Annotated in this window: 23 protein-coding genes; 22 read left to right on the forward strand and 1 reads right to left on the reverse strand. The window is 33.1% G+C overall.

Annotated elements, in window-relative coordinates; translation table 11 throughout:
- Window positions 1-20: 20 nt before the first annotated feature.
- A complete protein-coding gene (locus GMA11_RS02085; protein WP_163545560.1) occupies window positions 21-632 on the reverse strand; it encodes a PepSY domain-containing protein in 612 nt (203 codons plus the stop codon).
- 163 nt (window positions 633-795) lie between these two features.
- On the opposite strand from GMA11_RS02085, the gene fmt reads away from it, so the two are divergent.
- The 22 genes from fmt to accA all read left to right on the forward strand — a co-directional run bounded on the left by fmt (window position 796) and on the right by accA (window position 23248).
- On the forward strand, window positions 796-1743 hold the full coding sequence (fmt, locus tag GMA11_RS02090) for a methionyl-tRNA formyltransferase (RefSeq protein WP_240332451.1): 948 nt from the start codon (window positions 796-798) through the stop codon (window positions 1741-1743).
- Complete coding sequence (gene rsmB / locus GMA11_RS02095) at window positions 1733-3097, forward strand: 16S rRNA (cytosine(967)-C(5))-methyltransferase RsmB (RefSeq protein WP_240332452.1); 1365 nt, start codon at window positions 1733-1735, stop codon at window positions 3095-3097. The genes fmt and rsmB overlap by 11 nt, the downstream gene beginning before the upstream one ends.
- Window positions 3098-3112: 15 nt before the next feature.
- Window positions 3113-3862: a Stp1/IreP family PP2C-type Ser/Thr phosphatase gene (locus tag GMA11_RS02100; protein ID WP_163545561.1), complete on the forward strand. Its 750-nt coding sequence runs from the start codon at window positions 3113-3115 to the stop codon at window positions 3860-3862.
- Window positions 3863-3864: 2 nt separating this feature from the next.
- Window positions 3865-5778 carry a Stk1 family PASTA domain-containing Ser/Thr kinase gene (gene pknB, locus GMA11_RS02105; protein ID WP_163545562.1) on the forward strand — a complete coding sequence of 638 codons (1914 nt, stop codon included), beginning with the start codon at window positions 3865-3867 and terminating at the stop codon, window positions 5776-5778.
- 235 nt (window positions 5779-6013) lie between these two features.
- Window positions 6014-7387 carry a H2O-forming NADH oxidase gene (nox, locus tag GMA11_RS02110; protein WP_163545563.1) on the forward strand — a complete coding sequence of 458 codons (1374 nt, stop codon included), beginning with the start codon at window positions 6014-6016 and terminating at the stop codon, window positions 7385-7387.
- Window positions 7388-7785: 398 nt separating this feature from the next.
- Complete coding sequence (gene nikB / locus GMA11_RS02115) at window positions 7786-8721, forward strand: nickel ABC transporter permease (protein WP_163545564.1); 936 nt, start codon at window positions 7786-7788, stop codon at window positions 8719-8721.
- On the forward strand, window positions 8721-11090 hold the full coding sequence (locus GMA11_RS02120; RefSeq protein WP_163545565.1) for an ABC transporter substrate-binding protein: 2370 nt from the start codon (window positions 8721-8723) through the stop codon (window positions 11088-11090). Before nikB ends, GMA11_RS02120 begins: the two co-directional genes overlap by 1 nt.
- 63 nt (window positions 11091-11153) lie before the next feature.
- On the forward strand, window positions 11154-11924 hold the full coding sequence (locus tag GMA11_RS02125) for an ABC transporter ATP-binding protein (protein WP_205422859.1): 771 nt from the start codon (window positions 11154-11156) through the stop codon (window positions 11922-11924).
- On the forward strand, window positions 11917-12699 hold the full coding sequence (locus GMA11_RS02130) for an ABC transporter ATP-binding protein (RefSeq protein WP_163545567.1): 783 nt from the start codon (window positions 11917-11919) through the stop codon (window positions 12697-12699). Before GMA11_RS02125 ends, GMA11_RS02130 begins: the two co-directional genes overlap by 8 nt.
- 175 nt (window positions 12700-12874) lie before the next feature.
- A complete protein-coding gene (locus GMA11_RS02135; RefSeq protein WP_163545568.1) occupies window positions 12875-13462 on the forward strand; it encodes an HNH endonuclease domain-containing protein in 588 nt (195 codons plus the stop codon).
- A 127-nt stretch (window positions 13463-13589) separates the two neighbouring features.
- A complete protein-coding gene (locus GMA11_RS02140) occupies window positions 13590-14072 on the forward strand; it encodes a MarR family winged helix-turn-helix transcriptional regulator (protein WP_163545569.1) in 483 nt (160 codons plus the stop codon).
- 1 nt (window position 14073) lies between these two features.
- Window positions 14074-15045 (forward strand): beta-ketoacyl-ACP synthase III, encoded by a 972-nt coding sequence (locus GMA11_RS02145; protein WP_163545570.1) that lies wholly within the window; start codon window positions 14074-14076, stop codon window positions 15043-15045.
- A gap of 17 nt (window positions 15046-15062) precedes the next feature.
- Window positions 15063-15296: an acyl carrier protein gene (locus tag GMA11_RS02150; protein WP_240328858.1), complete on the forward strand. Its 234-nt coding sequence runs from the start codon at window positions 15063-15065 to the stop codon at window positions 15294-15296.
- Window positions 15297-15383: 87 nt separating this feature from the next.
- Entirely contained in the window at window positions 15384-16343 is a 960-nt protein-coding gene (gene fabK / locus GMA11_RS02155; RefSeq protein WP_163545621.1) for an enoyl-[acyl-carrier-protein] reductase FabK, read from the forward strand.
- Between the two features lies 1 nt (window position 16344).
- Entirely contained in the window at window positions 16345-17265 is a 921-nt protein-coding gene (gene fabD / locus GMA11_RS02160; RefSeq protein WP_163545572.1) for an ACP S-malonyltransferase, read from the forward strand.
- 5 nt (window positions 17266-17270) lie between these two features.
- Window positions 17271-17996: a 3-oxoacyl-[acyl-carrier-protein] reductase gene (fabG, locus tag GMA11_RS02165; protein WP_205422860.1), complete on the forward strand. Its 726-nt coding sequence runs from the start codon at window positions 17271-17273 to the stop codon at window positions 17994-17996.
- Window positions 17997-18040: 44 nt separating this feature from the next.
- The gene (gene fabF / locus GMA11_RS02170) at window positions 18041-19285 is read left to right on the forward strand and encodes a beta-ketoacyl-ACP synthase II (protein WP_163545574.1); all 1245 of its coding nucleotides are present in this window, start codon (window positions 18041-18043) and stop codon (window positions 19283-19285) included.
- A gap of 18 nt (window positions 19286-19303) precedes the next feature.
- Window positions 19304-19762 (forward strand): acetyl-CoA carboxylase biotin carboxyl carrier protein, encoded by a 459-nt coding sequence (gene accB, locus GMA11_RS02175; protein ID WP_163545575.1) that lies wholly within the window; start codon window positions 19304-19306, stop codon window positions 19760-19762.
- An 11-nt stretch (window positions 19763-19773) separates the two neighbouring features.
- The gene (gene fabZ / locus GMA11_RS02180; RefSeq protein WP_163545576.1) at window positions 19774-20205 is read left to right on the forward strand and encodes a 3-hydroxyacyl-ACP dehydratase FabZ; all 432 of its coding nucleotides are present in this window, start codon (window positions 19774-19776) and stop codon (window positions 20203-20205) included.
- Window positions 20206-20208: 3 nt separating this feature from the next.
- On the forward strand, window positions 20209-21591 hold the full coding sequence (gene accC, locus GMA11_RS02185) for an acetyl-CoA carboxylase biotin carboxylase subunit (RefSeq protein WP_163545577.1): 1383 nt from the start codon (window positions 20209-20211) through the stop codon (window positions 21589-21591).
- A 9-nt stretch (window positions 21592-21600) separates the two neighbouring features.
- Window positions 21601-22473, forward strand: a complete 873-nt coding sequence (accD, locus tag GMA11_RS02190) for an acetyl-CoA carboxylase, carboxyltransferase subunit beta (RefSeq protein WP_163545578.1) — start codon at window positions 21601-21603, stop codon at window positions 22471-22473.
- Window positions 22457-23248 (forward strand): acetyl-CoA carboxylase carboxyl transferase subunit alpha, encoded by a 792-nt coding sequence (accA, locus tag GMA11_RS02195; RefSeq protein WP_163545579.1) that lies wholly within the window; start codon window positions 22457-22459, stop codon window positions 23246-23248. The genes accD and accA overlap by 17 nt, the downstream gene beginning before the upstream one ends.
- Window positions 23249-23253: the final 5 nt, after the last annotated feature.

Raw genomic sequence — 23253 nt, forward strand, 5'->3', positions numbered from 1 at the left:
TATTGTTAAATAAATAGTGACTAATCATGATCAATCTCAAGAACTTTTAATGTTGCGTTATCAACTTTAACTTCTTTTTTCTGGTTGGCACTATATAGTTCTATTTCCCAATAAGTAATGCCTACTTCTTGATTCAGACTGATTTTTGTGACAGTATCTACTGCTAATGTTTGTTTCACAGCATTCAAAACATTTGTGATGCTAGATAAAGAACTTGTGTTGATTGCTTCTTTTTGACGTTCAACACCATTTCTTTCATCACTGTCTAACATCTCTTCCTTTAAAATGACTTTATCTTTTGTTTGTGTATTTACTTGAACGGTTTTTTCTGAATCATTACCAATTAAGTCTACTTCAAATAAAGGAGTAGGGACATTTAATGTTAAACTGATACTTTCAATGTCAAAATCAGGAAAATCTTTTTTTACTAATGCTACAATTTCATTGATGTCATAATCAACTGTTGATGATGTTTGTGTAGAAGATTGTTTCATTATTGTCTGCTGCGCAGTTGTTTGTTGTGTTGTCGTTGTTGTGACAGAATGTGATATATTTTGTTGTGATTGATTTGAGCAAGCACACAAAATAAAAGTAGATAAAAATATCACTGTTTTTGAAAAATTTTTCTGCATAAAAATTACCTCCATTTTTATATCATTTAGAGATTATAGGAGATAGATTTTCATAAGTCAAATTTTTTAGAGCTTTTCAGAAGTATTCTTTGCAAGTCTTTTTATTGCTTGATATAATAGTTTTATATGAATTTTTCATGAGCCTTGGATAAAGGAGTTTTATATGTCTAAAAAAATAGTATTTATGGGAACACCTGAATTTTCTGTTCCCATTTTAAGAGCATTAGTTGAAAGTGAATATGAGGTTATTGGTGTTGTGACACAACCAGATAGATTGGTTGGTCGAAAAAAAGTATTAACTCCTTCTCCTGTAAAACGTGAAGCGTTGCTACATGGCATTGATGTGTATCAACCAGAGAAATTGGTTGGTTCGCAAGAGTTAGAAACACTTTTATCTTTAGATATTGATTTAATTGTCACAGCAGCTTACGGACAATTTTTACCGTCTGTTTTATTAAATCATCCAACATATCGTGCAATCAATGTACATGCTTCTTTGTTACCGAAATATAGAGGAGGAGCTCCTGTCCAATATGCCATTATGAATGGAGAAACACAAACGGGTGTAAGTATTATGTATATGGAACCAAAAATGGATGCTGGAGATATATTAAATCAAAAAGCTATTGATATTTTAGAAACAGACACTGTAGAAACGTTATTTGATTCATTAAGCTTATTAGGTAGAGAATTATTGCTCGAAACTTTACCATGTTTATTTGAAGATACTATACAACCAATCAAACAAGATGAGTCAAAAGTGATTTTTTCACCAAATATTTCAAGAGAACAAGAAAAAATAAATTGGCATCAAACTGCCACTGACATCAATCGTCAAGTTAGAGCTATGAACAGTTGGCCGGGTGCTTATACATTATTGCACGGTGAACGGTTTAAAATATGGGAGGCTATTCCTGTCCAAGAACAGACGAACGAGCCAGTTGGAACGATGATAAATATAACAGATACAGAAATTTTTGTCGCTTGTGGAGAGCACACAGTATTATCACTAAAAGTAGTACAACCGTCGGGGAAATCGAAAATGTCTATTGATGATTTTTGTCGTGGTAGTGGTGCTCGATTAGAAAAAGGAGATTGTTTTGAAAATTAAGCCAATCAAATTAACAAAAGCACAACGTAAAAAAACAGTACGCTATTTAGCCATGAAAATTTTAGTAGATGTCGAACAAAATCAAGCTTATGTCAATTTAAAGTTAGATGCTGTCTTAAAAGAAGTACCTTTATCTACAATAGATGCTAATTTATTAACAGAGATTGTTTACGGCGTCACACAAAGACGATTGACATTGGATTATCTACTAGAACCCTATGTAAAAAAAGCAATTCCTTTATGGTTACGAACAATTTTACGATTATCTACTTTTCAAATGATATTTCTCGATAAAATTCCTGCATATGCTATTTTGAATGAAGCGAGTGAAATTACAAAAATCAAAGCTGGGCAAAGTATTGTTAATTTTGTGAATGGTGTGTTGCGAAATATTGATAGAAATGGGAAAGAACGTTTATCTCATTTAATGATGCAACCAAGAACAAAAGAAGTTGTGTCACTACGTACGAGTTTGCCCATGTGGCTAGTGACGTATTTTGATACACTTTATGGTTTAGAAGAAACAGAAAAAATAGGATACTCATTACTCGAGAAACCTTATCTATCTGTTCGAGCATATGATGTAGATAAAGCAATAAATCAATTAAGTCAGACATTTATGTGTGAAAAAAGTCCATTGGCACCAAATGGTATACGTATACATTCGGGGCATGTTGCGCAAACATCTTTATTTTTACAAGGAGATATTACGATTCAAGATGAAAGTTCAATGCTTGTTGCATTGTGTGGAGCCTTGGAGGAAAGTGATAAAGTGTTAGATGCATGTGCGGCACCAGGTGGAAAAACAACACATATCGCTCATTTTTTAAATAAAGAAAAGGGTGGTATAGTCTATGCATTGGATTTATACGAACATAAAATCAAATTGATTGAAGAAAATGCAAAACGACTTCACGTAGATGATGTTGTGGAGGCTATGATAAAAGATGCTCGAGATGTGTCGTCTTTTTCAGATAATTATTTTGATAAGGTGTTTGTAGATGCTCCGTGCTCCGGTTTAGGATTGATGCGGCGTAAACCAGATATTAAATATAGTAAAGTGTTGGATACAATTTCCTCACTTTCTGCTATACAAGAGGATATTCTTGAAAGTGTCTTTCCTAAAGTTGCCGTTGGAGGACGTTTAATTTATAGTACGTGTACCTTGACTTTAGAAGAAAACGAAAAACGAATGGCACAATTTTTAAAAACACATACTAATTTTGAGAGAGTGCCATTATATGATTTAAAATTACCAAAAGAATGTTATACTGAATACGGAGAAATTAGTATATTACCACATGTGTTCGGCACAGATGGGTTTTATATTTGTTGTTTGAAACGTATAAAATAGAATGGAGGTGTACCAATGAAAATAGCTTTTCAAACAGATGTAGGTATGAAACGTGTCATAAATGAAGACGCCGTTGACGTTTTTCAAAATAAAGACGGTTTATATTTATGTGTTTTATGCGACGGTGTTGGGGGACATCAATCTGGAGAAGTTGCAAGCAAAACAGCTTTAACATATATGGGAGATATGTGGAAACAAGAAAAAGACATCACTATGGATACTATTTCCCATTGGTTAACATCACGAATAGAAGAAGTTAATGAGCTAATATTTAATCAAGCAAATCGTTTCTCAGATTTAAAAGGTATGTCAACAACGATTGTCTGTGCGATTATGATAGATGATAAATTGATTACAGCACATGTGGGAGATAGTCGTGTGTATGTTTATCGACACGGGGCTATTAAACAAGTAACGTATGATCATACACTTGTGAATGATTTGTTAGCTTTAGGTGGTTTAAATGAAGAAGAAGCTAAAAATCATCCGATGAAGCATGTCATTACAAGAGCTGTTGGTAATAAAAAAACAGTACAAATAGATGTTACAACAGTGACTTTGATAGATAATGACGGTATATTGATTTGTTCCGACGGATTAACAGACATGCTCTCAGATGAAGAAATTGCATCATCATTTAAAGAATATCCAGCAGTTGATGATCGTGTCAAAGGATTGATACAGAAAGCCAATGTCGCTGGAGGACGAGATAATATTAGTGTATTGATTATGAAATATGAAGAACAAAATGAAAGGAGAGGGTAATAATGGTAGCAGTTGGAGATGTTCTAAGTCAACGTTATAAACTTGAACGTTTTATTGGTAGCGGTGGTACGGCAACAGTCTATTTAGCGAAAGATTTAATTTTGGATAGACAAGTCGCTGTTAAAATTTTACGCTACGATTTTTATAATGATGAAAAAACATTAAAAAGATTTCAACGTGAAGCACGTGCAGTCAGTGAACTTGTTCATGAAAATATTGTAGAGTTATACGACGTAGACGATGATGGGCAAAATAGATATTTAGTTATGGAACATGTTGACGGAACTGATTTGAAGCAGTATATTCGTGAACATTATCCACTATCATTGGTTGAAGTTGTCAACATTATGACACAAGTCGTCAATGCTGTTTCTGTTGCGCATCATAAAGGGATTATTCACCGTGACTTAAAAACACAAAATATTTTAATCAGAAAAGACGGAGTGATTAAAATTACTGATTTTGGTATTGCGATCGGATTGAGTGATACAGCCGTTACACAAACTAATACTCTGGTAGGCTCTATTCATTACCTTTCACCTGAACAATCTAGAGGCGGCTCAGCTACGAATCAATCTGATATTTATGCTTTAGGGATTATTTTGTATGAATTGATTATGGGAGAAGTGCCATTTAATGGAGATTCAGCTGTATCTATTGCCATGAAACATTTCCAAAGTCCAATGCCGAGTATTGTTGAAAATGCTGTTCAAACAGTACCGCAAAGTTTAGAAAATGTTTTATTAAGAGCGACTACTAAAAATCCAAAATATCGTTATCCGTCATGTACGAGCATGTTACAAGATTTAAGAACCTGTCTAAAATTAAGTCGACAAAATGAAAAGAAATTTATAGAACCTAGCGGTAAACCAGTTGTGAAACAGCCTAGTAATGTGAGTGGCAATGTTGTCGTAAAACCTAAGACTCCCCCGTCCAAGCCAACATTTAAACCGCAAAAGAAAAAGAGTAAAAAAGGTTTTGTTTTGTTTGCGATGTTATTTGCTGCCTTGCTCGTTATTGGTGCAGGAACAATGTTTTTACTAGCCAATAGACCTAAAGATGTCCAAGTGCCAGAGGTTGTTGGAAAAACAGAAGTAGATGCTACTAAATTGTTAGCAGATATTGGGTTAATTGTTGAAAAAGTAGAAAAAGAAAAAAGTGATACTGTCAAAGAAGGTATGGCAATTAAGACAGATCCAAAAAGTAATACTGTGGTGAAACAAAATAGCAAAGTGATTTTATATGTGAGTTCAGGAGAAAATATGGAAACATTTGAGGACTACACGAATAAAGAATACAGTGCTATTTATACAGAACTGATAAAAAAAGGATATATCATTGAACGTAAAACAGAAGCGAGTGCAACGGTTAAAGCGGGATATATCATATCGCAAAGTATCCAAAGTGGTACGAAAGTGACACCAAAAGGAACCGTTGTTACTTTTACAGTAAGTTCGGGAGAAATTACTTTTGAAAATTATACTAACCAATTATTTGAAACAGTCAAAGGGAAATTGGTTTCTGAAGGATTTAATGTCACAAAAGAAGAGGTTCATAGTAATACAGTTAAAGAAGGCTATATTGTCGATCAGTCCATTACAGCTGGAACAAAAGTAAACCCAACACAAACGAGTGTGAAATTTTTTGTGAGTATTGGTAAAAAAGAAATTACAATGCCAAATCTATACGGCTCTAGTAAAGAATTTGTTGAAAATCAATTAAGTGACTTAGGTGTGACATATATTCTAAAACAAGAGTATTCTGAAAATCCAGTTGGTACTGTGATCCAACAATCTATTCCTGCAGGGTCAGTAATTAAAGAGGGTGTTGAAGTAACGATTACCATTTCAAGAGGAAAACAAAATCAAACAACGACAACTGAAACAACTACAGAAACGACGAGAAGAAGATACTAAAAATAAAAGGTAGTGAATGGTTATTCTCATTCACTACCTTTTTCTATCGTTGAAAAGACTATTAAATACATTGACTAGTACACTTTATTATAGAACTTGAAAATTTTGGATAAATATGGAAACGTATATAAATAAGATTGCAACAGAAAAAAAATGTGTTATACTATGTAGTGTAGTAAGAGTTATCATACTATTGCAAATTACATTTTTCACAATAGAAAGGTTGGATAAACAGATGAGTAAAATTGTTGTTGTCGGAGCAAACCATGCCGGTACAGCGTGTATCAATACAATCTTAGGAAATTATGGCGATCAAAATGAAGTTGTTGTATTTGACCAAAACTCAAATATTTCATTTTTAGGTTGCGGAATGGCTTTATGGATTGGGAAACAAATTGCAGGTCCAGAAGGATTATTCTATTCAGACAAACAAAAATTAGAAGCTGCTGGTGCAAAAGTTTATATGAATTCACCAGTTGAATCAATTGATTTTGATAAAAAAGAAGTTCACGTACTGATTAACGGTACTGAAAAACATGTTGAATCATACGAAAAATTGATTTTAGCAACAGGTTCACAACCAATTATTCCACCAATTAAAGGTGTTGAATTAGTACCAGGTACACGTGAATTTAAAGCAACTTTAGAAAACTTACAATTTGTTAAATTGTACCAAAACTCTGAAGAAGTGATTGAAAAATTAAAAAATAAAGACATCAAACGTGTTGCAGTTGTTGGTGCGGGTTATATTGGTGTAGAACTTGCTGAAGCATTTGAACGCTTAGGTAAAGAAGTTACTTTAGTAGATGTTGCTGAAACATGTTTAGGTGGATACTATGACAAAGATTTCACAGAATTGATGAGCCAAAACTTAAAAGATCACAATATTAAATTAGCATTTGGTCAAACAGTACAAGCTGTTGAAGGAAATGGTAAAGTTGAACGCTTAGTAACAGATAAAGAAACATTTGATGTTGATATGGTTATTTTAGCTGTTGGTTTCCGTCCAAATACAGCATTAGGAAATGGTCGATTAGAATTATTCAGAAATGGTGCATTCTTAGTTAACAAATCTCAAGAAACAAGCATGAAAGATGTTTATGCGATTGGTGACTGTGCAACAGTTTATGATAACTCAATTAACGATACAAGTTACATTGCATTAGCAACAAATGCTGTTCGTTCAGGTTTAGTTGCTGCACACAATGTAGCTGGTAAACATTTAGAATCAATTGGTGTACAAGGTTCAAACGGTATTTGTATTTATGATCTAAAAATGGTATCAACAGGTTTAACATTAGAAAAAGCAAAACGTGCTGGATATAATGCTGTTGTTACAGAATTTTCTGATTTGCAAAAACCAGAATTTATTGAACATGACAACTATGAAGTAAAAATCAAAATCGTTTACGACAAAGACACTCGTGTTGTCTTAGGTTGCCAAATGGCATCTAAAGAAGATATGTCAATGGGTATTCATATGTTCTCATTAGCTATTCAAGAAAAAGTAACAATTGAAAGATTAGCTTTATTAGACATCTTCTTCTTACCACACTTCAACAAACCTTATAACTATATTACAATGGCTGCTTTAACAGCTAAAGATTAGTTTATTTATCAAAAGGTATAGCCTTTTAGGTGTTGATAGCCTTCCGAAAGGAAGCTATCAACACCTTTTAAATTAGGCTCTATAATAAATCATGTTGGTGGATAGCTCCACCAACATGATTTATTTATAGACTAATAGATGTATCATTTTATGTATTATGATAAAAAGTTTATTTCGATTTATATCGTTTTCTTTTTCTTGAAAAATTTAAATGATATTAAAAGATCTAATTATATCAATGAAAATGAGTGTTTTTCGATAAATTATTTTCTTTCGTAAAACGTAATAAAGTCTATTTTTATATTGATATTCAAATCTTAATGATGTAGAATATAGTTGTAAATAGAAGTGTTTACGATTGTTTACTTTAAAGAAAGGATGATGAGTATCGTTTTAATATGAAGAAAGTTATTTGGAAAAGATTGATACAACTTGTTTTTGTGATGTTTGGCATATCTTTCATAACTTTTTCACTGATGAATGTCATTGCATCAGATCCTATTACAATGAAGTATGAAAACATGCAACAACAAGTAGATAAGTCAGTTATTGAAAAAGAGAAAGAAAAATTAGGTTTAAATAAATCTTTTTTAGAACAGTATATTAGTTGGTTATCGAATATTTCTAAAGGTGATTTAGGAATGTCTTATCGTTATCAAAAACCAGTATCAGACAAATTAAAGGAAACAATTCCGAATACGCTTGTATTAGTTTCAGCAACTACGTTTGTTTCTGCAATATCTAGTCTATTTTTGGGGATAGTATCTGCTATTTATGAAAGAAAATGGATAGATTATCTGATACGTTTTTTTTCGTTTTTGGGTGTTGCAATGCCTAGTTTTTGGGTAGCACTCATTTTGATTTATACATTTTCTGTATCCTTTCAATTATTACCTGTGTCAGGATATGGTACGTTTAGACATCTTATTTTGCCTATGTTGACCTTATCTATATGGATGATTGCTGTTTATACAAGGCAGATTCGCAATCAAATATTAGAAGAACATCAAAAAGATTATGTAAAAGGTTTGAAATCATTAGGTTTTTCTTATCGACATATTATGTTAAAAGAGATTTTACCCAATGCGTTATTACCAGTTCTAACAAATTTTGGGATGACCATTGGTGCTTTATTAGGTGGTACCGTCATTATTGAAACGATTTTTGGTTGGCAAGGCGTCGGTCGTTTAGTTATGGAAGCTATTAAAAATAGAGATTATCCAATTATTCAAGGCTATGTATTGTGGATGTCGATTATTTTTGTCAGTATCAATTTAATCGTTGATTTATTGTATCATGTATTAAATCCTCGTGTGCGATTGGAGGATATTTAATGTATATTAAAAGAGCCTTAAAGAATAAACAATTTATTATATGTATTAGTGGTATTATCTGTTTATTCGGTATTATTTGTTTAGCTCCATACATAGCACCTTATAGTCCATATGATTTGTTTTATGAACATATTTTACAATCGCCAAACACATCATTTTTAATGGGGACAGATCATTTAGGTAGAGATGTTTTTTCTCGTGTTTTGTATGGTGGGATGACGTCATTAGTGACAGCCATTGCGATTGTGTGTTTTGTTGCTGTAATAGGTATGTTACTAGGGGTTATATGTGCTTTATCATATAAATGGGTAGATACCGTTGTGATGCGATTATCTGATATGATTTTAGCATTTCCAAGTATGATTTTTACGATTGTGATTGTTAGTGTATTAGGAACAGGTACAGTCAATATTATTGTGGCAATTAGTGTGACGGGGTGGGTAGCTTATGCTCGTGTTGTACGTGCCATGATTTTATCTTTAAAACATGCTGAATTTATTGAAGAAGCTAAATTAGGAGGTGCCAAAACACCAAAATTGTTTTTCACCTACTTATTACCTAATATTATGCCGCATATACTTGTTTTATTAACACAAGATTTTAGTGAGAAATTACTCACTCTATCAAGTCTATCTTTATTAGGGTTAGGAGCACAACCTCCTCATCCAGAGTGGGGATATATGTTGAGTGAAGGAAAACCATATATTCAGCATGCACCGTGGCTATTAGTCTTTCCCGGATTAGCCATTTTTATAAGTGTAATTTTATTTAGTTTATTGGGAGATAGTTTAAGAGAAATTCTTGATCCAAAAGAAAATATAAAAGAAAAAAGGAAGAAAAAAATGTCATTGAAAAAATTTACATCTAAATGGAGTATCTTGATTGCTTTATTATTCGTTTTAGTAGGGTGTGGAACATCTAAAATGGAAGAAAAAGCCGAAACAAAAGAAGCAAAACATTTAACAGCAGCACTATATTGGTTTGGAGATGATTTAGATCCAGCAAATGGATGGAATGCGTGGACTTTATCTCGTATTGGTGCAGCAGAAACATTAGTGACAGTCAATGAACACATGAAATTTGAGCCACAACTAGCAGATAAATGGGAAGTTGTGAATGAGAAAACTTGGAAATTTCACATTCGACAAGGTGTTAAATTTAGTAATGGAAAAGTAATGACACCAGAAGATGTGAAGAAAAGTATTGAACGTGTTATTTCAAAAGATGAGCGTGCAAAAAGTAATGCCAAATTAGATAAGATTGAAGTTGACGGAGAATATGTACTTTATCATACAACAGAGCCTTATGGTTCATTGTTAGCAAACTTAACAGAGCCATTGTTTACGATTATTGATACATCTCAACCAGAAGAAAGCATCGCAACAAAACCAGTGACAACTGGACCTTATGCTGTTAAAGAATTGAAAAAAGAAGAACAAATTGAATTAGTTGCGAATGAACATTATTGGAATGGTAAACCGGGATTAGATACATTAACTGTTCGTAATATTGAAGATGACGATACACGTTTATTAGCATTACAATCAGGAGATGTTCAAATTGCTCAAAAAATAAGTGGCGTTGGTTTGGAACAATTATCTAAAAATGCTGACTTCCAAATTTTAGAAGTTCCGTCATTACGCGTTTATTATATGGCATTAAATCATAAAAATGCGTTTTTAAAAGATAAAGAGATTCGACAAGCAATGGCGTATGCGATTGATAGAGAAAAATTAGCCAAAATTGTACGCGGAGAAGCTGTTGGAGCAGCTTTCCCACGAAGCGCAGGTTATGGATACGATAAAATTGATAAACAATCGTATGATTCTGAAAAAGCAAAAGATTTATTAGCAAAAGCTGGTTTTGTTGCAGGATCAGATGGCATTTTAGAAAAAGATGGTAAAAAATTAGCCTTTACATTGTCCCTTGCGCAAGCATCGCCTTTGGCAGAAGTTTTACAATCACAATTAAAAGAAGTGGGTATTGCATTGAATATTAACTTAACAGAAAACATCAATGAATCTAAAGTTGCGAAAGACTTTGATATTTTCTTGTTCAGTTACATTACAGCAACAACTGGTGATTCAAAACGCTTTATGGAACAAAACTACTCAACACATGGAACAGACAATTTTGGAAGTTACTCTAATCCAGAATTTGATAAAATTGTTGAAGAATTGGTAACAGAATTTGATCAACAAAAACGTGTTGAATTAACCATTCAAGGTCAACAAATTTTAAATAAAGATGTTGCGAATATTTATTTAACAACAGGTATTACAAATTCAGTTGCTACTAAAAAAGTGAAAAATGTTGTGTCTTTCCCAATTGATTATTACTTCATTACGAAAGATTTAACAGTTGAATAAATAATAGGGCTGAGATTCTCAGCTCTATTCTATTATTAGAGGGATGTTATGTGTAAAAATGTTATGTCAATAGAAAATCTGTCTATTTACTATGGTGAAAAATGTGTCGTACAGCATGTGGATTTATCGTTGAAAAAAGGAGAAATTTTAACAGTCGTTGGTGAAAGTGGTAGTGGTAAAAGCACTTTATTAAGTGCGATTTCCGGTTTATTAAATTCAACGGCTACAATAGAAACGGGCACGATTTATTTAGAAGAAACACCTCTCCATGAAAATAAAACAATGTATCGTGTGAATCGAAAAGATATGACGATGATTTTTCAAAATCCGGGTGCTTTTTTCAATCCGATGAAAAAAATAGGTAAACAATATGAACAATATTTATGTTTGCACGGTGTAATAGATAAACAAGAGCAAAAACACATACAGAAAATGATGTTAGAAAAAGTACATTTATGCGATGTAGATAGAGTATTAAATGCTTATCCATTTGAATTAAGTGGAGGCATGCAGCAACGTGTGTCTATTGCTATGGCAACAACATTTAAACCAAAATTATTATTGGCAGATGAACCAACGAGTGCCTTAGATGTAACGACACAAGCAGATATTGTGAAACATTTTATTCAATTATCCAAAGAGGAAACAGCTATTTTAATGGTCACGCATAATATGAGTGTTGCGTCTTATTTGAGTGATAAAATAGCTGTGATGAAAGACGGACGAATTATCGAGTATGGAAATAGAGATGATATTATTTATCGACCAAAAGAAGCGTATACGAAAGCTTTAATTGAGGCAACACCAAGTTTGAGTGAGGTAGAGAATGGATAAAGATATGATTTTACGTGTTGAAAATGTTGATAAAATATTTAAAAACAAACAGGATTATACCGCTTTAAAACAAATATCTTTTTCTTTACATCAAAATGAATGTCTAGGAATTGTTGGTGAAAGTGGCAGTGGTAAAAGTACATTGGCAAAAGTGCTACTCGGTTTACATTCAGTGACAAAAGGACAAATATGGTATAAGAATAAAGATGTGACAACGTTTAATGCTAAACAAATGCGAGAGTATCGTCAACATATTCAAATGGTTTTTCAAAATCCTTTAGCTGCATTTAGTCCAAGAATGCGTATTGGTACATTTCTATCTGAAAGTTTAGTCAATTATGGTATTCAAACCCGAGAAGAAGCAAAGCAAACAGCAAAGACATTATTAACCTCTGTTGGATTAGATGAATCCTATTTAGAGGCATTTCCTCATGAACTTAGTGGAGGACAGCTCCAAAGAGTTGTGATTGCTAGAGCTATTTCTATTCATCCAGATATTGTTATTTATGATGAGGCAACGAGTGCTTTAGATGTTTCTGTTCAAAAGAATATTTTAGATTTACTCAAACAACTGCATCAAATGTATCAAATGGCAAGTATTTTTATTAGTCATGATTTAGCTGTTGTGAAACAAATGACAGATAGAATACTTGTGATGTATCAAGGTGAGATTGTGGAAATTTTAAAGAGTAGTGAATTACATTTAGCACAACATCCTTATACAAAGACTTTACTAGATGCAACATTTTCTGTGTATCAGCATAAATCAGAGTAAGTATCAATAAAAAATAGTGTTAGTTGATATGAACTATAGATATATTTTTTGTGGAATATTATTTACTATCTATACATTTTATCTAAAAAGATATATAGTACTGTTATATTATATCATTTATAAATATTCAAAATTTATCTAAAGTATGTGTATCTATTATATGAGGTGAATATAAATGGAAAATAAATTTAAAAATAATTTTATATCAATATATGGTGAACGTGTTTGGAAAGATTTTTTTAATACAACAAGACAAATACCTGGTAGTGATGTCATTAAATTGAAATTTTATATAGAAAAAATTGATAGAGTAAGTAATTTTTATAAAATAAAGAACAAACGTTTTACAAGATTTGTTCTAATTACACTTGAAAAATATTATGGTAATGCAACAATAGATTTTAGTGAAATATTAAAATCAGATTCTAATGCATATAAATGGGAAATAGAACATATTGTTTCTAAAGCTAAGAAAAAGGATAATCGTTTATCTAATTTGACGATAATATCTAGGGATTTAAATGGATTAGAGGAATATAAAATAGCGGAATTTTCTAAAAAGAGAGAACTAATGAAAAAAAATAAAGAATATTATTTTTATTTAAATGAAATATTTAGAAATCCATCTGAAAATGTTGATGAATATTTTGAAAGTAGAGGACAACAATTAAAAGATGATTTTAAGAAAGTATTTTGTGATGAAAATTATACAGAGTATTTATTGAAAATATTGAATATATCTGATAATGATGTGAATAGATGATTTCTAACTCAATTAATATATTTACTATTTTATATGTAATATATTTTTTGTTGACAGATAGATTATTTTTTAATATACTTTGAACATCAAATAACTTTGAGTTTCAAAGTATTTGGTATGATATATCATGAGTAAAGGAGTATTTGAGTTGACTGAAACAGATGTAATCAATAGTTATCTTGTCAAAGTCTTTAATGAAATTTTAAACATTGAAGAAACGGCATTAAAAACGAGCCAATTTTCAGATTTATCCATTAAAGAAATGCATACCATTGAAGCAATTACATTATATGATGAACCAACATCTACGGAAGTAGCTAATAAACTCAATATTACGGTTGGGACGTTAACAGTGGCCATTCATGCACTAGTAAGAAAAGGCTATGTGGAGCGTATTCGACGTGATAAAGATAAACGCATTGTTCGTTTAGGTTTAACAAAAAAAGGTAAGTTGCTTTATCGTTTACACGACAAATTTCATCGTGAAATGGTAAAAGAAACATTAAAAGGTATGAATTCAGAAGATGTCAAAATCTTAAAAATGGGACTTGAAAACTTACATCACTTTTTACAAAACAAGCAACAAGAACAGTTACACTCAAAAAAATAATATGGGAACAAGACTTATTGCAACAGGTTCCTATTTACCAAAAACAAGTTTATCAAATGACGATTTGACAAACTTTCTTGATACAAGTGATGAATGGATTTATAAGCGAACAGGTATTCAAAAACGACATATTGCAACAGATGAGAACACATCAGATTTAGGAGCTAAAGCTGCTCTTAACGCTTTGGAAAAAGTAGATATTTCACCTGAAGAGATTGGATTTATTATTGTTGCGACAATGAGCCCTGATTTTATAAGTCCAAGTACAGCCTGTTTAATTCAAGAAAAAATAGGTGCTATCAATGCATTTGCTTTTGATGTAAGTGCAGCGTGCAGTGGATTTATTTATGCACTCACGATTGCAGACAGTATGTTTCATACACAATCTTGTGAATATGGTATGGTCATTGGAGCAGAAGTGATGTCTAAAATGGTCGATTGGTCTGATAGAAAAACGAGTGTTCTATTTGGTGACGGTGCAGGCTGTGTGATTTTGAAAAAAGACAGTCAAAATAGTATTATGTACGCCTCGTTAAATAGTGATGGCGCACATTATAAAGCATTAACAGCAAATGAGCAGCCTGTGCAAAATGCGTTATGTACGATTGACAGTAAACACCATGCACTAGATATGGACGGAAGAGCTATTTTTAATTTTGCAACGAAACAAGTTCCAATAGAGATGCTAGATGCATTACAACAAACGTCTTTAAAACCAGACATGATTGATTATTATGTGTGTCATCAAGCGAATGCACGAATGATTGACATATTTGCAAAAAAATTAAAACAACCCATTGAAAAATTTCCAATGAATATTTCCCGTCTTGGTAATACATCTTCGGCAAGTATTCCGATTTTATTAGATGAATTATGTCAAACTAGATATATTTGTTTAGACGGTACGAAAACAGTTATGATGACTGGTTTTGGTGGAGGTTTAACATGGGGAACACTTATTATAAATATATAAATTTGGAGGAATACATTATGACAACAACATTTGAAAAAATTCAAGATATTATTGTGGAGCAATTAGATAAAGAAAAAGATGAAGTAACATTAGAAACAAACTTTAAATCAGATTTAGATGCAGATAGTTTAGATTTATTCCAAGTTATCAACGATATTGAAGACACATTTGATGTTAAAATTGATACAGATGAAAATATTGAAACAGTATCTGATTTAGTTGCTTATGTTGAAGAACAATTAAATAACTAATAAGTTCTTTGTTATATCGTGTTATTTGACGATAATACAAGAATTTTTATACAGATACTTTGAATATCAAAATATATGGAGCGTTATATGCAAAGTCATTTATGCAAACTTTTAAATATTCAATATCCTATTTTTCAAGGTGCAATGGCTTGGGTAGCTGATGCTGATTTAGCGAGTGCTGTATCAAATGCAGGAGGATTGGGCATTATTGGAACAGGACATGATACCCCTGAGATTGTTGCCGAAAAAATAGCTGATATAAAAGCAAAAACGACAAAACCATTTGGTGTGAACATTATGTTATTAAATCCTCATGTACAAGAGGTTGTTGATGTGGTATGTCAATCTGGTGTAAAAGTTGTCACAACAGGAGCAGGCAGCCCTGGAAAATATATGGATAAATTTAAAGCTTCGGGTATTATTGTTATTCCAGTTGTTGCGTCTGTTGCACTTGCTAGACGTATGGAAAACGACGGAGCAGATGCTATTATCGTTGAAGGAATGGAAGCAGGTGGCCATATTGGAAAATCGACAACAATGGCACTATTACCACAAGTTGTCGATGCCGTGAGTGTACCAGTCATTGCTGCTGGAGGTATTGGCGACGGTAGAGGTATGGCAGCCGCCTACATGTTAGGAGCGAGCGGTATACAAGTTGGAACACGATTTGTTGTCGCAAAAGAATCGAATGCTCATGCCAATTTTAAGCAAGCCATTTTAAAAGCAAAAGATATTGATACAGTTATTACAGGGCAATTAACGGGACATCCTGTTCGTGTGTTACGTAATAAATTAACAAGAGAATATTTACAAGCAGAAAAAGAAGAAACAAGCAAAGAGAGTCCTGACTTTGAACGTTTAGAAAATATGGCACGAGGTGCACTAAGACGTGCTGTTGTAGAGGGAGATAAAATAAGAGGATCTATGATGGCAGGGCAAATTGCTGGTCTAATTTCTAAAGAACAGACATGTCATGATATTATTCAAGACTATATGCGGGAATGTTCAGAAACTATTCAAAAACAAATTGAGTATTGGAGTAAATAATATGACATTAGCATTTGTTTTTAGTGGACAAGGAGCTCAATATGAAAAAATGGGATCTACCTTATATGAGAAATATCCACAAGTAAAAGAAATATATGATAGAGCTAAAGACTTATTAGGTTATGATATTTTATCTTTAACACAAGAACAATTAAATCAAACCTATTATACACAACCAGCAATTTTCACAATGAGTGTTGCAATAACACACTTATTCTCTAGTCACGGTATTCAACCAAATATCGTTGCAGGACTAAGTTTAGGTGAATACAGTGCTTTAGTTTGTGCGAATACTTTATCATTTGAAAAGGCATTGTTACTTTTACAAAAAAGAGCTCAATTTATGGAGCAAGTCAGTCAACAAACAGTATCTAAAATGCTTGCCGTAATGAATATGCCACGTGAAGAACTTGAAGCACTATGCAAACAAGTTTGTGACACAAGTACCTATTATGTTGCTCCGGCAAATTATAATATGCCAGGACAAATTGTTATTTCTGGAGAAGAAAAAGGTATTCTACTTATGGAACAACTTTTAACGGAAAGAGGGATGAAATACTTACCTTTATCTGTGAGTGGTGCATTCCATACAAAACTGATGCATGAAGCCTCTGTTTTATTACGCCCATTTTTAGAAAAAGAAGTATTTCATGAACCGATTATACCAGTTATTTGTAATACGTATGCTAAAGATATACGTTCTTTCTCTATTCCAGATGTTTTAACAAAACAAATAGAAAATCCTGTTTATTTTCAAGACTCCATTCAAGAAATGATACGTTTAGGTGCGACAACATTTGTGGAAATTGGTCCTAAAAAAATATTAAGTAAATTTATTAAAAAAATTGATAAAAATGTTCATGTGATGAATGTTGAAGATGTATTATCATTTGAACATGCTATTCATGCGTTAGAGGAGTGAAGTCATTGAAAGGAAAAACAGTATTTATTACAGGTAGTTCACGAGGAATTGGTAAAGAAATTGCCATTTCTTTTGCCAAAGAAGGTGCTAATATTATTTTGAATGCACGTTCTCATGTATCGGAGGATGTTGTTTCAGAAATAACATCTTACGGTGTTCAATGTGCCGTTGTATTAGGAGATGTAAGCCAATTTAATCAAGCAAAAGAAATGATAAAAATAGCTCATGAAACATTTGGTTCATTAGATGTTTTAGTGAATAATGCAGGAATTACAAAAGACCAGTTATTATTACGTATGAGTGAAGAAGACTTTGATAATGTATTAAATATCAATTTAAAAGGTACCTTCAATATGATAAGACATGCTGTACCAATTTTATTAAAGCAACGTTCTGGTAGTATTATCAATGTTTCTAGCGTTGTTGGATTAACAGGTAATGTTGGACAAGTAAATTATGCAGCATCAAAAGCAGGTATTATTGGTTTGTCTAAAGCTGTTGCTAAAGAAGTAGCACCTCGTGGTATTACATGTAATGTGATTGCTCCCGGTTATATTGATACAGATATGACAGATATTTTAAATGAAGATGTAAAAAAGGCAATGATAGATACTATTCCGTTAAAACGAATTGGACAAGCACAAGAAGTTGCACAAGCTGCTGTTTATTTAGCTAAAGCAAGTTATGTAACTGGACAAGTGTTATCCGTTAATGGCGGTATGTACATGTAATATAATTAAATACTTTGAATATCAAAGAAAATAGGAGAAGGAATATGAATCGAGTTGTAGTCACTGGTCTAGGGGCAATTACACCCCTAGGAAATGATGTGGAAACGTATTGGAGAAACTTAAAAGAGGGAAAACATGGGATTGCACCTATTACAAAATTTGATGCGAGTCAAACAGGTGTTACATTAGCTGCAGAAGTGAAAGCATTTGATCCTAGTTTAACAATGGATAGAAAAGAATATAAACGTATGGCTCTTTTTTCTCAATATGCGATTGCGGCAACTGCAGAAGCATTATCTAGTGCAGGTTTAAGCGATTTATCACAACAAACGAATGTTGATAGAGTAGGTGTTATGATTAGTTCTGGTATTGGTGGATTAGATGACATGGAAGCAGGCATTATTAAAATGCATGAAAAAGGTGCTAAACGTGTTCCACCATTATTCGTTCCACTAACAATTGGCAATATGGCTTCAGGAAATGTTGCTATAAAATATGGTGCTAAAGGAATCTGCTTAGATATTGTTACAGCATGTGCATCTTCAACGAATGCTATTGGTGAAGCATACCGTCATATTAAACATGGATATTCGGATATTATTATTGCTGGTGGTAGTGAAGGAACAATTTGTGAAATTGGGATTGCAGGTTTTGCGGCTTTAACAGCTTTATCAACAAGTGAAAATCCAGATAGAGCATCTATACCTTTTGATAAAGAAAGAAACGGTTTTATTATGGGAGAAGGAGCCGGTATTTTAATATTAGAAAATTTAGAGCATGCTCAAAAACGTGGAGCAACTATCTATGCTGAAGTGGTTGGATATGGTAGCAATGCAGATGCTTATCATATGACGGCGCCAACACCTGACGGTAGTGGTGCTGGGAAAGCAATGTTATTAGCAATAGAAGAAGCAGGTATTCAACCTTGTGATATCGACTATGTAAATGCTCATGGAACAAGTACACCGACAAATGATAGTGCTGAAACAACGGCCATTAAATATGCTTTTAAAGATCATGCCTATAAATTGGCGATTTCAAGTACAAAAAGTATGACAGGACATTTACTAGGGGGAGCTGGTGCTGTGGAAGCCATCGCATGTGTCAAAGCATTGCAAGAAGGTATATTGCCACCAACAGCTAATTATCAAGAAGCAGATGCATTATGCGATTTAGACTATATTCCAAATAAGGCACGTGCATGTGATGCACACTATGCTATCAGTAACTCATTAGGTTTTGGTGGACATAATGCCGTATTGTGTTTTAAAAAGTGGGAGATAAAATAAAAGCATCGGAGAGTATTCATGATGAGTTTTGAAAAGATAAAAGAGTTAATTCAATTAGTGAATCAATCAGAGATGATGTATGTTGACATCAAAACAGATGATATGCACATCACTTTATCTAAAAGAGAGCAAGCGGATTTAGTACATGCACCATTGTCACATAATCAAACACAAACTGATAGCAAACAAGAAATATCTGTGGTGACAAATGATGAAACGATACCAACACAAGCTATTTCTCAAGGAAATATTATTGAAAGTCCATTAGTCGGTGTTGCTTATTTATCGCCAGCACCAGATTTATCCCCTTTTAAACAAGTTGGTGATACAGTTGCTGTTGGTGATGTATTGTGTATCGTTGAAGCAATGAAAATTATGAATGAAATTAAAAGTGATGTTGCAGGTGTTGTCACAGAGATAATGGTAGATAATCAACAAATTGTTGAATTTGGGCAACCTCTATTTAGAATTTTATAAGGAGTAAGAATATGACAGTCTTAACAGCACAAGAAGTAATGGATATTATTCCAAATCGTTTTCCTATTTTTTTCATTGATCGTGTTGATGAACTTATTCCAGGAGAACGTGTTGTTTGTACAAAAAATGTAACAATAAATGAGCAAGTTTTTCAAGGGCATTTTCCAGGAGAACCTGTTTTACCGGGTGTCTTCATTGTAGAAGCATTGGCACAAGCTGGGTCAATTCCGCTATTACAAAAAGAGGAATTTAAAGGGCAAACAGCTTATTTAGGTGGGTTAAATAAAGTCAAATTTAGACAAAAAGTTGTACCAGGTGACGTGTTACGTCTACAAGTAGATATTGTTAAATTAAAATCTTACGCAGGTATTGGCTTTGGACAAGCCTTTGTTGGCGATAAAAAAGTATGTGAAGCAGAAATGACATTTATTATTGGACGGTAAGGTATGATAAAAAAAGTATTGATTGCCAATCGTGGTGAAATTGCTGTACGAATTATCCGTGCTTGCCATGAACTAGGTATTGAAACAGTTGCGATTTACTCAAAAGCAGATGCAGATGCCTTACATGTTATGTTGGCAAATGAAGCAATTTGTGTGGGAAATGCAAAATCTAGTGAATCTTATTTAAATAAAGTAGCCATTTTAAGTGCGGCGATTGTCACTGGTGCAGATGCTATTCATCCAGGTTTTGGATTTTTGTCTGAAAATGCTGATTTTGCTAAAATGTGTCAAGAATTGAATATTGCTTTTATTGGTCCAGCAGCATCGGTTATTGACTTAATGGGTAATAAAGCAAACGCTAGAGAAACAATGCAAAAAGCAGGTGTTCCTGTTATTCCGGGTAGTCCAAAATCTTTAATAAATACTGAGGATGCACTTCATTGGGCAAATGAAATTGGCTATCCTATTATGCTAAAAGCTGTTTCAGGTGGTGGTGGAAAAGGAATGCGTAAAGTGTATACATCTGATGAATTAGTTTCAGCATTTCAAACAGCACAAGCAGAAGCTCTTGCTGCGTTTGGCGATAATCGAATGTACCTTGAAAAAATTATTTCTCCAGCTAGACATATAGAAATTCAGATTTTGGCTGATAAACATGGACATGTTATTCACTTAGGAGAGCGTGATTGTTCCTTACAACGTCATCATCAAAAAGTATTAGAAGAAAGTCCATCACCTTATTTAGACGCTATGCTTCGAGAAAAAATGGGTGAAAGTGCTGTGAAAGCTGCTACTTATGTTGGCTATGAGAATGCGGGAACCATTGAATTTTTAGTAGATGAAGAAAAAAACTATTATTTTATGGAAATGAATACGCGCATTCAAGTGGAACATCCTGTTACTGAAATGGCAACAGATATAGACATTGTCAAATGGCAATTACGTATTGCAGGTGGAGAGATGTTAACTGTTCAACAAAAAGATGTTGTATTGACAGGGCATACGATTGAGTGTCGTATCAATGCTGAAAATCCGAGTAAACATTTTATGCCAAGTTGTGGTACTTTAACTTTTTTAAATCTTCCAAGTGGATGCAATGGATTGCGTGTTGAAACAGCGATGTATCAAGAGTATACAATTCCACCATTTTATGATGCCATGGTTGCTAAAATTATCGTAAAAGATGATACGAGAGAAAAAGCTATTCGAAAAATGCAGCGTGCATTAAGTGAATTATTTATTGAAGGTATTGATACAAACATTACCTTTCAAGAAGCCATTTTACAAGATGAAGCATTTTTAGAAAACCGCTTTGATATAGAGTATTTGGAACGTTCGTTTTTGGAAACTTTCCATAAAAAGCACTCTATACAAAAGTCACAATAGGAGTAGTCTATGAAACCATTTAGAAAACGAGCATATATTTCTATTCCGTCTAAACAAGATATTGAAAAAAGACAGATGAGTATTCCTGACGGTATGTGGGGAAAATGCCCACATTGTCATCATATTTTTTATTTGCCGGATATAGAACCTTTTAAATGTTGTCAACAATGTCACTATCCATTTCGCTTATCTGCTTTTGAAAGATTGGCGTTAACCGTTGATTTAAATAGTTTTTGTGAATGGTTGCCAAAACTTTCTATTCAAAATCCACTTGATTTTCCTGCTTATGAGGAAAAAATAGAAACATTACAAGAAAAAACAGCACTCGACGAGGCAGTGCTTATAGGGCAGGCATGTATCAATGAATTGCCAGTTGCTATCGGTATTATGGATACCCATTTCATTATGGGTAGTATGGGAAGTAATGTCGGTGAAAAGATTACATATCTTTTTGAACAAGCACTTGAAAAAAATCTTCCTGTCATTTTATTTTGTGCGTCTGGTGGTGCTAGAATGCAAGAAGGTATTTTATCTTTAATGCAGATGGCCAAGGTGAGTGTAGCGGTATCCAATCATGGACAAGCTGGTTTGTTTTATATGGCTGTATTAACAGATCCAACAACAGGTGGTGTTACAGCAAGTTTTGCTATGGAAGCAGATATGATTGTTGCTGAACCAAAAGCAACGGTTGGATTTGCTGGTAAACGTGTCATTGAACAAACAATCAAAGAGAAACTTCCAGATGATTTTCAATCTGCTGAACAAGTGCAAAAGAATGGCTTTATTGATTGTATTGTCAAAAGAGAAGCATTGCGTTCTTTTTTAGGTACTGTTTTGTCTATACATACGAGTACGGGAGGTTGTCATGAAAAAAGCAAGTGATATTGTTAAATTAGCTCGAGATACACAAAAAATGACCACAAAAGAGTGGATAGCAGCATTGTTTCATCAGTTTATTGAATTAAAAGGTGATAGATACTATGCTGATGATCAAGCCATTGTGGGAGGCATTGCTTTTTTTGATGAGCAACCTGTGACTATTATTGGGACACAAAAAGGACATGATTTAGCAAGTAATATGGCATGTAATTTTGGTTCACCTTTACCAGAAGGTTATCGAAAAGCGTATCGGTTAATGGAACAAGCTGAAAAATTTCAAAGACCGATTATTACATTTGTCAATACAGCAGGAGCTTATTGTAGTTCAGAATCAGAAAGTAGAGGTATTGGTGAAGCTATCGCACAAAATTTGGTACTGATGAGTCAATTAACGGTTCCAATTATAACGATTATTATCGGAGAAGGTGGAAGCGGAGGAGCGTTGGCTTTAGCCATGGGTAATAAAGTATACATGTTAGAACATAGTATGTATTCGGTACTTTCTCCGGAAGGTTTTGCTGCTATTTTATGGAAAGATGCATCTAAAAGTGCAGAAGCAGCAGATATGATGAAATTAACACCGGATAGTCTACTTGATTTAAATATTATTGACGGTATTTTCCAAGAAACGCTAGGAAAAGCCAAACGCCGTTTAAGACCAAAAGAACAAGTGATTGAAGACGTGCGTTCTGAAATAAAACAGGTACTAACTTTTTATGAAAAGTTAACACCTGAAGAAATTAAACAAGATAGACAAAAAAGATTTAGAAAATATTAGACATT

Source organism: Granulicatella sp. zg-ZJ (assembly GCF_010892355.1).
Classification (GTDB): domain Bacteria; phylum Bacillota; class Bacilli; order Lactobacillales; family Aerococcaceae; genus WM01.

Coding starts and splice junctions, on each gene's coding strand:
- GMA11_RS02085 (WP_163545560.1), bottom strand. CDS start 632: ATGCAGAAAAATTTTTCAAAAACAGTGATATTTTTATCTACTTTTATT.
- fmt (WP_240332451.1), top strand. CDS start 796: ATGTCTAAAAAAATAGTATTTATGGGAACACCTGAATTTTCTGTTCCC.
- GMA11_RS02100 (WP_163545561.1), top strand. CDS start 3,113: ATGAAAATAGCTTTTCAAACAGATGTAGGTATGAAACGTGTCATAAAT.
- pknB (WP_163545562.1), top strand. CDS start 3,865: ATGGTAGCAGTTGGAGATGTTCTAAGTCAACGTTATAAACTTGAACGT.
- nox (WP_163545563.1), top strand. CDS start 6,014: ATGAGTAAAATTGTTGTTGTCGGAGCAAACCATGCCGGTACAGCGTGT.
- nikB (WP_163545564.1), top strand. CDS start 7,786: ATGAAGAAAGTTATTTGGAAAAGATTGATACAACTTGTTTTTGTGATG.
- GMA11_RS02120 (WP_163545565.1), top strand. CDS start 8,721: ATGTATATTAAAAGAGCCTTAAAGAATAAACAATTTATTATATGTATT.
- GMA11_RS02125 (WP_205422859.1), top strand. CDS start 11,154: ATGTCAATAGAAAATCTGTCTATTTACTATGGTGAAAAATGTGTCGTA.
- GMA11_RS02130 (WP_163545567.1), top strand. CDS start 11,917: ATGGATAAAGATATGATTTTACGTGTTGAAAATGTTGATAAAATATTT.
- GMA11_RS02135 (WP_163545568.1), top strand. CDS start 12,875: ATGGAAAATAAATTTAAAAATAATTTTATATCAATATATGGTGAACGT.
- GMA11_RS02140 (WP_163545569.1), top strand. CDS start 13,590: ATGAGTAAAGGAGTATTTGAGTTGACTGAAACAGATGTAATCAATAGT.
- GMA11_RS02145 (WP_163545570.1), top strand. CDS start 14,074: ATGGGAACAAGACTTATTGCAACAGGTTCCTATTTACCAAAAACAAGT.
- GMA11_RS02150 (WP_240328858.1), top strand. CDS start 15,063: ATGACAACAACATTTGAAAAAATTCAAGATATTATTGTGGAGCAATTA.
- fabK (WP_163545621.1), top strand. CDS start 15,384: ATGCAAAGTCATTTATGCAAACTTTTAAATATTCAATATCCTATTTTT.
- fabD (WP_163545572.1), top strand. CDS start 16,345: ATGACATTAGCATTTGTTTTTAGTGGACAAGGAGCTCAATATGAAAAA.
- fabF (WP_163545574.1), top strand. CDS start 18,041: ATGAATCGAGTTGTAGTCACTGGTCTAGGGGCAATTACACCCCTAGGA.
- accB (WP_163545575.1), top strand. CDS start 19,304: ATGATGAGTTTTGAAAAGATAAAAGAGTTAATTCAATTAGTGAATCAA.
- fabZ (WP_163545576.1), top strand. CDS start 19,774: ATGACAGTCTTAACAGCACAAGAAGTAATGGATATTATTCCAAATCGT.
- accC (WP_163545577.1), top strand. CDS start 20,209: ATGATAAAAAAAGTATTGATTGCCAATCGTGGTGAAATTGCTGTACGA.
- accD (WP_163545578.1), top strand. CDS start 21,601: ATGAAACCATTTAGAAAACGAGCATATATTTCTATTCCGTCTAAACAA.
- accA (WP_163545579.1), top strand. CDS start 22,457: ATGAAAAAAGCAAGTGATATTGTTAAATTAGCTCGAGATACACAAAAA.